Origin of the sequence: Photobacterium nomapromontoriensis, assembly GCF_050336815.1 — a bacterium.
GTDB lineage: Bacteria > Pseudomonadota > Gammaproteobacteria > Enterobacterales > Vibrionaceae > Photobacterium > Photobacterium nomapromontoriensis.
Genome location: NZ_JAKJSL010000015.1, coordinates 197,932 through 210,879 on the forward strand (window position 1 = coordinate 197,932; position 12,948 = coordinate 210,879).

A 12,948-nucleotide genomic window follows, 5' to 3' on the forward strand; every position below is an offset into this window, starting at 1 on the left:
AGCTCAACATGGCTAACATTGGTATTTTTTTCGGCAGTGATACAGGTAACACCGAACAGGTTGCTGAGAAAATCGCGACACGTCTTGGATTAGCCGCGCAGGATATAGCAGGCAACAGCCATGATATTTTTGACGAATATGATTTTCTGATCTTAGGCACACCAACCGCTAACTATGGTGAAATGCAACCGGACTGGGACTACTTCGTGCCCGAACTGGAAGAGGCGGATCTGAGCGGTAAGAAAGTGGCGCTGTTTGGCCTGGGCGATCAAATTGACTACCCTGATAGCTACCTTGATGCGATGGGCGATCTGGCAGAGCTTGTGGTGCAGGCCGGTGGCGAACTGATCGGTGAATGGTCAACAGAGAGTTATACCTTCAATGACTCACGGAGTTTACGCGGTGATAAGTTTGTTGGACTAGCACTGGATGAAGATCGTCAACCTGAACTGACTGATGAGCGTATAACTGCTTGGCTGGTATCTCTGGGGTTATAACCTACTCTATCGATTTTAAATAATTGGCAGATACAAACGGGCTGTACGATACAGCCCGAATATTAACGCAAAAATTGCTACCATTTTTATTTATAGCTGAGATGCCCTAGAAGTGTCGACGCTTTCACCTCGCCGCAAGCAATCCAATTTGAATTTCAGTACTTGCAATGGGCTACGCCAGCTAAACTTAGGCGCTGTCCAACGCATAATATGAGTAAGATGTAAGCGCTTTGCAGATTGATAACAGTGGCTTTGGCACTGTAAGCAATTTGGCTTCTCATTGCCCAATCGACAGGTTGTCATGCGCGATTCAACATAGTCACTCAAGCCTTCGCATTCCGGACATATCACTGAACCGCGATGCAGCGTTTTACAGTAAAGACGAATCATCGCTTTAGCAGTATCCAGTTCACGCTGCTGAGAAGCTGGACTATTTATTTGTTCGATCATAATGACGGTATTATCCACCGTCAGTGGTGTATTCCTCTGATCTAGATCAATTTAGCCTAACGAACATACAATGGTTTAAATTTAACACATAACAATCAATTGGTTAGATTAATGATAATTTTGTTATTACGCTTTCTCAACAACCTCTATTCTATGATTTTTGGCATACTTCACCGTCATATCCATGATATGGATGAGAGAATCACAGTCATTATTAGCAACCGATTCATGCCGCTTCAACCGTAATTCAATCTCACCCGATTTCGCGCATAATGGGTTTGCGTTGATACTTGCCGCCACACCTCTTAGCCCATGCAGCAACAATATAGCTTGAGTCTCTTGACCTGATTGATTGACTAATTTTACAAACGTTGTACCGTCATCTGCATTATCTTCAACGAACATATCTAACAGTATTTTGACTGCATCATGATCGCCGTTCTGAGAATGTACCAAGGCATCGATATCGATCCATTGTTCGTCCGTAATACTCTCCATCATCGGCCTGTTTTTCTCTCGCTGTATCCATACAGCAGGCTCGGCGGCATCATACTCCTCGATGACCACATCATTTACCGTTATATCGTATTCAACATGGTCATCAACAACCGTACTATCATTAACGACTTGATCTATTTCACTACGGTGTTGTTGCAAATACGCACTCACTGCGACCTTAAGTTTTTCTAAATTATCATCTAATTGTCGGCATAATGGTTGTAATTGCTCAACCCCATCTCGGATATCGTTCTCAAGCTGCTCAGCAATATCTTTTAATGATTCCACGCCTAAGCTAGCTGACACCCCTTTTAGGCTATGTACTATCATTTGAGCCTTATCACGATCTTCCTCGATCAACGCTTGTCTGAATTTTTTACCATCCTCGATATGTTCATCGAGAAAAACGTCCAGAATCATAATCACTGATTCATGATCGCCATCCATACTATCGAGCAAATACGCCGCATTAAATATACCTTGATCTGGCCCGTCAGATGTATTGATATCATCCAAAATATCAGCAGCCCCCTTCTGAGTATGAGCAGGTTGGCACTCATTACTTACTGTAAGTGAATTTTGACTCTCTGATAGGTCGCCATAACGTTGCTTAGCCGCAACGCCGAGCACACTGATTAGCGCAAACACAGAGGCGCAAATAATCACGTACCCTAACGGACTAGAGGTAGAAATGCCGAAATACAAACCAGATATCGCCATCATAACAATGAACAAGCTGAGTATCGAAAATCCAGCAAAGCGTGACGGGTAAGATGTTATTCTCAGATAAGATCGTTCCTTCATCGTAACTCCTCTCATCCATTGTGAGCGCAAACACGAAGCCCCACTTACGCACTCAATGAGTAACGGTAAAATCAGCTAAAATACTCATTTGAAAGCCATGAAACAAATGCATGGGAAACCATACATTTTACTGTAGACAATAATAAGAAAAAGCGGCAAATCGAAGGATGAATAGAGTGACGGGTGAAACAAAATGATGTATCACCCGTGCAAGGCAGGAGCGAACTTAGTTATCGCTGTTTAAACGGCGCAGCAACTGATCTTTTAAGTTTGGTGGGATCCCCTTCAGGGTCAGGGTATCTGTCTCTGCATCATAAAAAATGCGTTCACCCAGTAACGTACTGTCAAAATTAATGGTCACGCCACCGCCAGAACCAACAAACTTGGTTAACTTACGCATTGCGGTGCGATCAGCAGGGAAACTCTCTTCCAGCTCATAACCTTGCTGCGAGGTAAACTGGTAAAAATCTGTGCCATCATTCGACTCTGGCAACTCAGCTGCCAGCTCTTTGATCGTCACTTCATCGCCAGACTGCAGCTGACCATTGCAGTAATCATAAACCTGCTTACGATATTGCTGCTTTTCTTCTTTATCTAACCGTGAGTCAGCACAGAAATCTTCAACGGCCTGCATTAGCACCTGATTTTGCACTTTCACATCTAAGCCGACTTCTGCCTGAAGAAAATCCAGGAAGAAATCCGCAATTTTACGGCCAACACGCCCTTTGATATAGGTCAAGTAACGGTTTGACTCAGCATCGGTTTCCCATGATGACAAATCAATTCGAGCCACAATGTCCATTTTGGCCACATCAAGATAATCAGTCGCACTGATATCCAACTGCTCTGTGACTTTCATGCTATGACAGGTTGGCAGTAGGCCAATAAACAGATAATCCGTCGCTAACGACTGGTATTCTGCGATCACCAGTGTACCGACATCTGCAAATGGGTATTTTGCCAGTTCACTCTGTAGACGTTGGGCAGATTGGTTAGAAAATGTCAAAAAATCGAGTTCTTTGCGACGAACTTGCTTCAACCAGTGGCTAAATTCACTGTCCTCGGCAAAATGCCCAAAGCCTTTTGTGCCTTTACTGCTGTAAATTCGGTGCAATTCTGCAACAAAATCCTCCGCCGCAGCATTGTTTTCAAGTGTTTGTTTTCGAAGATGAACTTCAAGTTCATCGTTACCATTCTTGACCAATTGATGCAGAATGACGTTTGATAGGGTGAGACTCATAATGGAAAAATTTCAGTAAATCTAAAGTGTAGGTTATTATAAGTCGCTTTCTTTAACATTAAACAAGATTAAACAAGACTTCCTATGCCAATTACTTCAAAATACACCAATAAAAAAATTGAACAAATCATCGATGACGTGTTCGATGTACTAGAGAAGCATGATGCTTCCGCAGAACTAGCCCTGATGGTTGTCGGCAATATTGCCACTAATATTATCAATGCTGACATGCCTGCATCGCAAAGGAAAGCTATTGCAGAGAAATTCTCACAGGCCCTGCAATCCTCAATCAAAGAAGATTAATCTTGTTTGCTTGCGTCACAGCAATATAAGACTGGGAAACACTGACATTTATGGTCTCCAGCGGTAACAACTACAAAGAAAGAGTCTCCCAGCTAATTAGCTGGGGGCATTGGTTCAGCTTCTTTAATATCATCGCAGCCATGTTATTGGGTACGCGATATATTATCTTTTCTGAATGGCCGGATTCATTCCTAGGTCAGCTTTACCTCGCCTTGAGCTGGGTAGGACACTTTGGCTTTCTCGTCTTTGGCTTCTACATTCTGATCCTCTTTCCTGCAAGCTTCCTGATCCCATCTCAGCGTTTGATGCGATTGTTTGGGGTTTTGGTCGGCACTATCGGGTTAACAGCACTGCTGTTGGATACTCACGCCTATGAATCGCTTGATTTACACCTTAGTCCTCTAGTCTGGGACTTACTACTGAGTGGTGAAAGAACCGAGCTGAATGCCCGCTGGCAATACCTGTTTGTCACCGTCCCAGTCATTTTCCTACTGCAACTATTGTTGTCGGAGTGGCTATGGCGCAAACTCCGAAAACTGACCCGTAAACATGTCGGCGTTCCTATTGCCATGGTGTTTGGTGCCTGCTTTATCGGCAGCCACCTTATGTACATTTGGGCTGACGCCACCCTGTATCGTCCAATTACAGCTCAGCGCTCTAATTTCCCGTTGTCATACCCCATGACGGCGAAATCTTTCATGGAAAAACATGGCCTGCTTGACCGTCAAGAATATACCGAGCGTCTTAATGCTCAAGGTATTGATTCCAGTGAAGCGATCCATTATCCGTTAGAAAAAATGGTCTTCAATGATCCCGGCACAGGTCAGAATCTATTGATCATCATGGTCGATGGGCTGCGCAGTGATATGGTCGATCCTGAAACGATGCCATATTTGTCTGCTTTTGCCCGACAAAACGTCGACTTTAGCAATCATTACAGTAGCAGCAATGATAATACGGCTGGCGTATTTGGCCTATTTTATGGCTTACCCACAAGCTACATTAATAGTGTCCGCTCTGCAGGTACCCGGCCATTACTCATTAACACTTTAGAAAAGCGGGGCTACCAATTCGGTTTATTCAGTGGTCATGATCTTAACGATGAGCCGATTTACAGCGAGGCAATATTCCATGATCTGCTTCCGCCGGAGACCAACAAGCCCCACAGTGATGCAAGCGCCCTCGCTGGCTGGGAAACATGGTTAAACACCCAAGATGCTTCTGCGCCGTGGTTTAGCTATCTCGAGCTTACCTCTCTGGAGAGTTTTGAAGAAGGTGGCGACTATCAACCGAAGTTTAAGCCCTCACTGGGTTCAACCAATGTGATCGGGCAAAACACCCATGTGTTAATGAAGAACAGTTACCGCAATGCGGCTTACCACATTGATGAGCAACTGATCACCATTTTCGATGAGCTGGTGAAAAAGAAAATGATGGACAATACTATCGTCATCATTACCGCTAATCATGGCACAGAGTTCAACGAGACAGGGACAAACAGCTGGGGCTCAAACAGTAACTACAGCCAATACCAACTCAAGGTACCGATGATCATCCATTGGCCAGACAGCATTGCATCGACAACGGATCGACTGACTAGCCACCTTGATGTCGTACCAACCTTGATGGAGTCACTGCTGAGCTCAACAACACCAACATCGGCCTACAGCAGCGGAACCAGCCTATTTAATCAGGTGGCTAAGCGCCGCTGGATCCTTGCGGGGAACGAAGACGATATCGTGATGATCCAGCCAAAATCGACCATTGTTGTAGATAAATATGGTAATTATCGCGTCTTTGACCAGAACTATAAACGCCAGCATTCGGTGAAACCCAAGCTATCAACCTTGATGCAAGCAATGCACGAGATGAAACGCTTTAATCAGACGGATTAGCCGACTTAGCATGTAACGTTAAGTGCAATCACCAAATACAAAAGAGGCAGCCATCTGAACGGGCTGCCTCTTTTTATTGAATCAACGTTCGTTTCGCTAATAATACTGTTGGTTATCGGCATAACACTGTTCATACCCATCTTGCCAACCACTGGCATAACGACTATTGCTGACTACCCGCTCCGGGTCTCGCCGAAAACCATCGAGGTACGTGCTCGCCTCTTGCTTTCTGCTACTACAGCCATCTTGATACCCATCAAGATAATGGCGGGTAAAACCAAGCTCGGCAAGCCGATCATGACGTGTTTCTGCACATCCCAACAGCAGTGATATCGATCCAATAATCCCCAACAAATATAATGACAGACGCATAATCATCCTGATTTCAATATGAATATTAACGCTTAAAATCTAGTACTCTCGGCGATCACTGGCTGTCTTAGTTTCGATACCTCCGCTATCTTTAAGGCAAGTGCAAGCCATTACAGGGGGTATACCATGATAAAAAATGTATTGATCACAGGTGCGAATAGAGGCATCGGACTCGCTCTTACTCTCAACTATCTCCAAGATGGCTGGCACGTCTATGCCAGCTGCCGTGACATCACTAAAGCCAATGCACTCACTCACCTTCAAGGTCTATTTCCCCACTTAACCTTGCTGGAATTGGATGTGACCGACCACGCATCAATTAGCCGCCTCAGTCAATCACTGTCACAACTCAAACTGAATTTACTTATCAACAATGCGGGCTACTACGGCCCTAAAGGTTATGGATTTGGCCACACCAATGTCGATGAATGGCGTAAAGTTTTTGAAATCAACACCATAGCACCACTAAAAATAGTCGAGGCATTTTATCCCCAACTCAAACAAGGCATACCCGGCGTTATCGCCTGTCTCTCATCTAAAGTAGGCAGCATGGCAGAAAATACCAGCGGTGGTGGTTATATTTATCGCTCATCAAAGGCAGCACTCAACTCGATAGTCAAATGCTTATCCAATAACTTATTAGATGAAGGCATTATCTCTGTGGCCCTTCACCCGGGCTGGGTACACACTGAAATGGGAGGGCCACATGCGCTCATCGATACGCAGACTTCAGCGATGGGGTTAAAGCAAGTACTGGATAATATTACCCCCAGTGACTCTGGCCAATTCATTGATTATCAAGGCCAATACCTACCTTGGTGAGATCGATGTAATGAGTTAGCTTTCTGAATATTCAGACAAATTAGGGAAATCGATTCAAACAACCTCACTCAAGTTGCGTATTCGCTCGCAATTTTACAAATTGCTTGCAGGGAAAGTACAACTTTGCGGTATTTATAGTCAATTTCTCATACGAAATCCGTAACAATAGCTGCAAACCAGAACTACTAATGGATTATATGCCTTGGCGCAATCTGCACATCTTACCTGCTTTTACGAGCGTGTATTATCACAATGGGGAAAGGCACACGGCTTGCGGACAACTTGCGAGCTGACGTGTCGTAACCTTTATTTAAGCTTTTCTGCGGAAAAAGTTGTGCTTGTTGTCGCTTATAAAGCGCATTGGAAGATGCTGTTTGAAATGAACAATGACGGTATTGAATATCAATTTCCGCCTATCGAGATCCCTGATTCATCAGACATTCCATTTTACCAAATTACCAAAGCCATTCGCTTACGTACGCCCACTATCATTGAACAAGATGCCATACGCCGCTTACTGCTCCCTCTTGAGCGACGATCAACCACGATAGGCTGTTTGGTGATAGACCTTCCACCTCTTGCGTCCAATGCCTCACTAACCAGTAACGATTTTATCCCATTAGCAACATTACTGGCCTCTGAACTGGATGCCTCTCTAGTTAATGCCAGCATTCAAGATGAACATGCGGGTCGACGCACTGCTGAACGTGAGTTACAAATCACGCTCAATGAACAGCATAGCCTGCACTTACAGCTTCAGGCACTACACGATATCTCTTTTAAACTCTGGCGGGCCAGTTCCATTGATAACCTACTTTTCACGGCTGTCGATGAAGCGAAAAAAACCTTATGTATTGATCGGCTTGCGATTTTTCTTTTTACAGAAAATGGGCGTATGCAAGGAACTTATGGCACGGATATTCATGGTGCGACTGTCGATGAGCATTACTTTGAGTCTGATATTCCGGATATGTGGTTTGCCAGCCACACTCTAAAAAATAAAGAATACTTAGTCGTTAATAAAAATACGCCACTCATCCATGACCTCAAACAAGTCGGGTTTGGTTGGAGCGCATATCTCTCACTCTGGGATGATGATACCCCTATTGGCTGGATAGCCTGTGACAACCTGCTCAGTGGCATTCCTATGTATGATTACCACCAGCAAGTACTCAAACAATTTGGTTTTATTGTGTCGCAGCATTTTGTTCGCCGGCAGGCGGAAGAGAAACTCATTCAGCTCAATACTGAACTTGAAGAGCGTGTAGCGGCACGCACCGGTGAATTACAGCAAGTTAATCAAAAACTTGAAAAGATCTCCCGACTAGACCCTCTCACAGAAATTGCTAATCGACGTGTTTTTGATGAATGTTTTGCCGAAGAATGGCGCCGAGCAGAACGCCATCAGCTACCACTATCACTGCTGATCATTGATGTTGATCATTTTAAAAATTATAACGATACATATGGTCATGCAGCTGGTGATCAATGTCTGAAGGCGATTGCTAGCACCTTAGCAGCCATTGAGCGGCGTGCGGGGGCATTATTCGCTCGCTATGGCGGGGAAGAATTTGTATTACTGCTTCCTGGCCAAGACCATTTGGCCGCTAAGTATGCAGCAAAACGAGTGCTTCTCGCCATCCAAAAACTCAAACTTCCCCGCGTCAATGGTGCTGACAGCGCCCCCAATATTGTCACTATCAGTGCCGGAGGCTGCACCATTATCCCCACCCCGTGTTGCTCACCCGCTGATTTTTTCAAACGTACCGATATGGCGCTCTATGAAGCCAAATCTCGTGGAAGAAATCAGTATTTCATGAGTAAACGCTAAGGCTAGTGACGATGGCATCGTACTGCGCTAAGCAAACCACAATGACAACAAAAATAATCACTACCTATCATTATTTTTTGCTTTGGCGTTTGGTGGTTGTTCCTGTCGCGTTTTTTGAGCGACGAATTCCACTTTTACTGCTTCCCGTTTTTTTACTATAACGTCCTTTCTTGCTGGTAAACGGTTCCGGTGATTTTAAATCTCGTAGACTTTGCGGCACATCGCTGGTTTTCACTTTATCCATCAAACGGCTTACCTGTGACTCTAACGCGTCCATAAAGGGTTGGTAGGCGCATTTTTTTTCAGCCATGTCTTGCAGCTGATGCTCCCAGTGCGCAGTCATATCAGGGTATGTTGCCTCATCAGGCAACGCATAGATCAGCCCCCGACCTGCATCTGTTGCATGAATACTTTTCCCCTGCCGTATCAGCAATTGGCGCTTAAATAAAATATCAAGGATCCCGGCTCGGGTGGCCTCGGTCCCTAACCCATCGGTGTCTCGCAGGATTTTCTTCAACGAGCTATCAGAAACAAACCTCGCAATGCCCGTCATCGCCTGTAGCAGCGTCGCTTCAGTAAAGGCTTTTGGTGGCTCGGTCATTTTGTCGCAAATTTCGCCATCATGACAGATTAATACCGTTCCTGTTTCTAACGGCGGGACTTTATCCGCCAAATCCAACTCATTTTCTGTTTTATCATCACGACCCAATAACTTGCGCCAACCGGGTGATAGCAACTGGCGACCACGGGCAATAAACAAGCCCCCCGCAATCGTAAACTCAAGCTTCGCCTCGCTATACACCGCAGGCGGATAAAACTGCATCAGATACTGACGAGCGATCAGCTGGTAAACTTTCTGCTCAGCCGCGCTCAAGCCTGCGGCATTGATGGCTTTAGGGGTGGGAATAATGGCGTGGTGAGCCCCGACTTTCTTATCATTCCATGCCTTAGATTTGATACTGAAATCTGCGCCTGACACCGCTGCCGACAGGCCATTATCGATGGCTGCAATGGCTTGGCTGATCTCCGAGGCTTGCTTAAAATGCTCCACGGGCAAATAACGACAATCGGAGCGCGGGTAAGTGATCACTTTGTGTTTCTCATACAGCGATTGACATGTTGCCAGCACATCAGCAGCACTCATGCCAAAACGCTTAGCCGCATCAATCTGCAGCGCGGATAGCGAGTACGGTAGCGGTGCTGACTGGCGAGTTTCTTTACGTTCAGACAGAGTCACTTCCGCGGGCTGGCCCTTGATCCGGCTCACCACGTTCTCACACAGCTTACGATTAAGGATCCGTCCGTCTTCATCTTGCCATGCCAGACATGCATCGCTCGGCTTCCAGCGTGCACGAATCACCATATCTTGATAAGGGATCAACGCGAATAATTCATAAAATGGCTTAGGTATAAAATTGGCAATTTCATCATCACGACGGGTAACAAGACCCAGTACCGGCGTTTGTACCCGGCCAACAGATAACACCCCGCGATACCCCCCTTTCTGCCCCAGCAAGGTATAAGCACGGGTCATATTCATGCCATAGAGCCAGTCAGCCCGAGAGCGTGCCAATGCCGATACCGACAACGGAATAAAATCACGGTTGCTACGCAGTTTACCCAACGCACGTTTTACAGCCGAGGGGTTAAGATCCGAAATCAGCAACCGCTGCATTGCGGCTTTTTTCCCTTGTGCCAATTTCACGTAATCAATCACTTCATCAACCAGCAATTGGCCTTCTCGATCCGGATCACCCGCGTGCACGACCTCTGTCGCCTGCTTGCATAATTTCCTCACTACCGCCAATTGTTGTTTGGCTGTTTTCCGAGGAGCCAGTAACCACTGCTCGGGGATTATTGGCAGGTCAGCCAGATTCCACTTCTTGTATTGTTCATCATACGCATCAGGCTCTACCTGCTCTAACAAGTGGCCAATACACCAAGTAACAATATCGCCGTTACCCGCTTCAATATAACCATTCTGGTTTTTATGAGGACGAGGCAATACCGCGGCAATAGCGCGGCCAAGACTCGGCTTTTCAGCAATATACAAACGACTCATTCATGGCTTCACACTGCAAATTCAATAGCGTGACTTTACCGAAAAGTACTGTTGGCGGCAACCAAACACTGGATAAATACACAGCAGAAGACCAAGGGTGATACCTATGGGGAATATTCATTCGCTTGATGTGCCACAGAGATAAGCGTAAGGTATTTGTAAATATTATAAGAAGTTATCGCTATGACTACACGAAACACCCTTGGCGCAATAACACTTGCTGCCGCCGTCAGTATGACCGCCACTGTTGCATTGCATGTGCATGCCACACCCGCAGAAGCCAGCACGCCAATCAGTCACTCACTTTCTACTGCTCACAAACCTGATTTTGCCGCAATCAAAGACGTTGCGACTAAAAAATCCCGCTTTTTTGCTTACCTTTCTCCAGCGATTAATCAGGTTAATGCCGGCATTGAGCATGATCGCACCCAATTAATCAGCCAATTTCACTCATCAACGCCTTTTGCGACCACCTCGTTTTTAACAACCATGGCAAACCAATACCAATTGCCAATTCCACCCTCTGGCGTGGATAAAGCCTGGCAACAAGCGATCCTTAAACGGGTCGATATCATTCCTGCACCTTTAGTCATGAGCCAGGCCGCCATTGAATCAGGCTGGGGAACCTCACGCTTTGCCGTTAAGGGTAACAACTACTTTGGCCAATGGTGCTATACCAAAGGCTGCGGGATCTTCCCTCATGAAGAAACCAGCGGGTCTTATCATGAAGTGAAGCGCTTTGGCTCTACGACGGATGCTATCCAAGCCTACTTTACCAACGTCAATACCAACCCAGCCTACCAAGCCTTGCGTGATATCCGTGCCCAGCGCCGTGTAGACGGTCTGCCACTCACCGCAGATGCGCTTGCGCCAGGATTAATTGACTATTCCCAGATCGGCGAAAAATATGTCAACGAAATTCGAGCGATGATCCGTGATGACAGTCAGTACATGACCGCACCATCTCACTCATCTTGATCCCGCGCCGCACAAATAAAAACACCCGGAGGAGAAATCCACCGGGTGTTTTTTTAATCCTGAATATCCAATTCTGAATATTCAATACGATCGACTATTTTAACATTAACGATCAGCTAGCCATGCCTGAACCGTTGCATAATCACCACGGAACACAATACGATCAGCTTTCTTATTCAACTGATAGGTGTACATAGGATCATAATACTGCTCAAGTAATGGCTTTAACCATGCCTCATGCCCAGAAAGATCACCCGTTAACTGCATCTCTCGAATCGCCGCTTGCTGAGCCACTAATAGCACATCAAAACGTTCGATACCCAATCGCCTGCGGATACCGAGCATACCGCGTTCCAGGTATGCAGCAAACTTCACCCAACCGAGCTCTTCGCCATAATCAGTACAAAAATCACGCTGCATGCGGATCACATAATCATCCAATAAACGACCTAAACGTACATCTAGCGGATCATCTATCACTGCAACAGGCGCCTTTTGCATCGCAAGATTAATCGACAACGGTGTATTCACTGAGCCAATATTTTTGCCTTCATCTTCAAAGACAAAATGCGTTGCACCTGTAGCCTGTTTTTTCAACATATCGATAGCCAGCACATTCTCAAAATCAATTTGCGTGCGCTGCGCGGTCACGTAACGGCCAAAGGATGAACCTCGATGGTTTGCGGCGCCTTCCAGATCAATACCGTTGTTGATCTCATTGATCAAAATGGTTTTACCGCTACCGGTATTTCCACCAATAACCGTCATTGGCTGTTCAGCAATCGAGTCAATGGTATCTATCAGATAACGGCGTAGGGCTTTATAACCACCAACCACCATCGGATAATCAATGCCGGCTTCTTTCAGCCATTGCTGGGTAATACGTGAACGCAAACCACCACGAAAACAGTAGAGATAGCCATTGGGATTTGCTTCACAAAACGCTTTCCATTGGGCTACCCGCTCTGCTTTCACATCACCGTGAACAAATTGGTGACCAAGCGCAATCGCCGCCTCCTGTCCCTGCTCTTTATAGCAAGTACCAACGGCTTTACGCTCATCATCCGACATCAGCGGACGGTTCACCGAAGTAGGAAATGCCCCTTGGACAAATTCTACCGGCGCGCGCATATCCATCAACGGGGTATCATTAACAAAAAGTTGTTGGAAATCTTCGCAATTTGGACGTGACATAA

At 45.7% G+C, this 12,948-nt stretch carries 12 protein-coding genes; 6 read left to right on the forward strand and 6 right to left on the reverse strand.

All coding sequences use genetic code 11. The features are described from left to right. Nucleotides 1–8 precede the first annotated feature (8 nt). Nucleotides 9–497, forward strand: coding sequence for a flavodoxin FldA (fldA, locus tag L4D12_RS01575; RefSeq protein ID WP_428446055.1), 489 nt, complete (start codon nt 9–11; stop codon nt 495–497). Between the two features lie 90 nt (nt 498–587). Here the strand turns inward: fldA and L4D12_RS01580 are convergent, their stop codons facing one another. From L4D12_RS01580 to yejK, 3 genes are all read right to left on the reverse strand, one after another. Then, the gene (locus L4D12_RS01580; protein WP_428446056.1) at nt 588–947 is read right to left on the reverse strand and encodes a nitrous oxide-stimulated promoter family protein; all 360 of its coding nucleotides are present in this window, start codon (nt 945–947) and stop codon (nt 588–590) included. Nucleotides 948–1,073: 126 nt separating this feature from the next. After that, entirely contained in the window at nt 1,074–2,249 is a 1,176-nt protein-coding gene (locus tag L4D12_RS01585; RefSeq protein ID WP_428446057.1) for an Hpt domain-containing protein, read from the reverse strand. Nucleotides 2,250–2,475: 226 nt separating this feature from the next. Next, nucleotides 2,476–3,489, reverse strand: coding sequence for a nucleoid-associated protein YejK (yejK, locus tag L4D12_RS01590; RefSeq protein WP_428446058.1), 1,014 nt, complete (start codon nt 3,487–3,489; stop codon nt 2,476–2,478). An 84-nt stretch (nt 3,490–3,573) separates the two neighbouring features. Here yejK and L4D12_RS01595 point away from each other — a divergent pair, with 84 nt between their 5' ends. Further along, complete coding sequence (locus tag L4D12_RS01595; protein WP_428446059.1) at nt 3,574–3,792, forward strand: YejL family protein; 219 nt, start codon at nt 3,574–3,576, stop codon at nt 3,790–3,792. A gap of 50 nt (nt 3,793–3,842) precedes the next feature. After that, entirely contained in the window at nt 3,843–5,687 is a 1,845-nt protein-coding gene (locus L4D12_RS01600) for a DUF3413 domain-containing protein (RefSeq protein ID WP_428446060.1), read from the forward strand. Between the two features lie 96 nt (nt 5,688–5,783). Here the strand turns inward: L4D12_RS01600 and L4D12_RS01605 are convergent, their stop codons facing one another. Continuing rightward, nucleotides 5,784–6,059, reverse strand: coding sequence for a hypothetical protein (locus L4D12_RS01605; protein WP_428446061.1), 276 nt, complete (start codon nt 6,057–6,059; stop codon nt 5,784–5,786). Between the two features lie 126 nt (nt 6,060–6,185). On the opposite strand from L4D12_RS01605, the gene L4D12_RS01610 reads away from it, so the two are divergent. Beyond that, the gene (locus L4D12_RS01610; RefSeq protein ID WP_428446062.1) at nt 6,186–6,881 is read left to right on the forward strand and encodes an SDR family oxidoreductase; all 696 of its coding nucleotides are present in this window, start codon (nt 6,186–6,188) and stop codon (nt 6,879–6,881) included. 334 nt (nt 6,882–7,215) lie between these two features. Next, nucleotides 7,216–8,712: a sensor domain-containing diguanylate cyclase gene (locus L4D12_RS01615; protein WP_428446063.1), complete on the forward strand. Its 1,497-nt coding sequence runs from the start codon at nt 7,216–7,218 to the stop codon at nt 8,710–8,712. A 70-nt stretch (nt 8,713–8,782) separates the two neighbouring features. On the opposite strand, the gene L4D12_RS01620 is transcribed toward L4D12_RS01615, so the two are convergent. Then, nucleotides 8,783–10,774 carry a DNA topoisomerase III gene (locus L4D12_RS01620; protein ID WP_428446064.1) on the reverse strand — a complete coding sequence of 664 codons (1,992 nt, stop codon included), beginning with the start codon at nt 10,772–10,774 and terminating at the stop codon, nt 8,783–8,785. A 183-nt stretch (nt 10,775–10,957) separates the two neighbouring features. Here L4D12_RS01620 and L4D12_RS01625 point away from each other — a divergent pair, with 183 nt between their 5' ends. Then, on the forward strand, nt 10,958–11,752 hold the full coding sequence (locus L4D12_RS01625; protein ID WP_428446065.1) for a glucosaminidase domain-containing protein: 795 nt from the start codon (nt 10,958–10,960) through the stop codon (nt 11,750–11,752). A gap of 105 nt (nt 11,753–11,857) precedes the next feature. Here L4D12_RS01625 and mnmH read toward each other — a convergent pair whose 3' ends face one another. Further along, a complete protein-coding gene (gene mnmH, locus L4D12_RS01630; protein ID WP_428446066.1) occupies nt 11,858–12,946 on the reverse strand; it encodes a tRNA 2-selenouridine(34) synthase MnmH in 1,089 nt (362 codons plus the stop codon). Nucleotides 12,947–12,948: the final 2 nt, after the last annotated feature.

Bases quoted from the DNA above. Each gene is read 5' to 3' on its own strand.
- L4D12_RS01620 (WP_428446064.1), bottom strand. From the start codon at position 10,774: ATGAGTCGTTTGTATATTGCTGAAAAGCCGAGTCTTGGCCGCGCTATT.
- L4D12_RS01585 (WP_428446057.1), bottom strand. From the start codon at position 2,249: ATGAAGGAACGATCTTATCTGAGAATAACATCTTACCCGTCACGCTTT.
- L4D12_RS01605 (WP_428446061.1), bottom strand. From the start codon at position 6,059: ATGCGTCTGTCATTATATTTGTTGGGGATTATTGGATCGATATCACTG.
- L4D12_RS01600 (WP_428446060.1), top strand. From the start codon at position 3,843: ATGGTCTCCAGCGGTAACAACTACAAAGAAAGAGTCTCCCAGCTAATT.
- L4D12_RS01610 (WP_428446062.1), top strand. From the start codon at position 6,186: ATGATAAAAAATGTATTGATCACAGGTGCGAATAGAGGCATCGGACTC.
- L4D12_RS01580 (WP_428446056.1), bottom strand. From the start codon at position 947: ATGATCGAACAAATAAATAGTCCAGCTTCTCAGCAGCGTGAACTGGAT.
- L4D12_RS01595 (WP_428446059.1), top strand. From the start codon at position 3,574: ATGCCAATTACTTCAAAATACACCAATAAAAAAATTGAACAAATCATC.
- mnmH (WP_428446066.1), bottom strand. From the start codon at position 12,946: ATGTCACGTCCAAATTGCGAAGATTTCCAACAACTTTTTGTTAATGAT.
- fldA (WP_428446055.1), top strand. From the start codon at position 9: ATGGCTAACATTGGTATTTTTTTCGGCAGTGATACAGGTAACACCGAA.
- L4D12_RS01625 (WP_428446065.1), top strand. From the start codon at position 10,958: ATGACTACACGAAACACCCTTGGCGCAATAACACTTGCTGCCGCCGTC.
- yejK (WP_428446058.1), bottom strand. From the start codon at position 3,489: ATGAGTCTCACCCTATCAAACGTCATTCTGCATCAATTGGTCAAGAAT.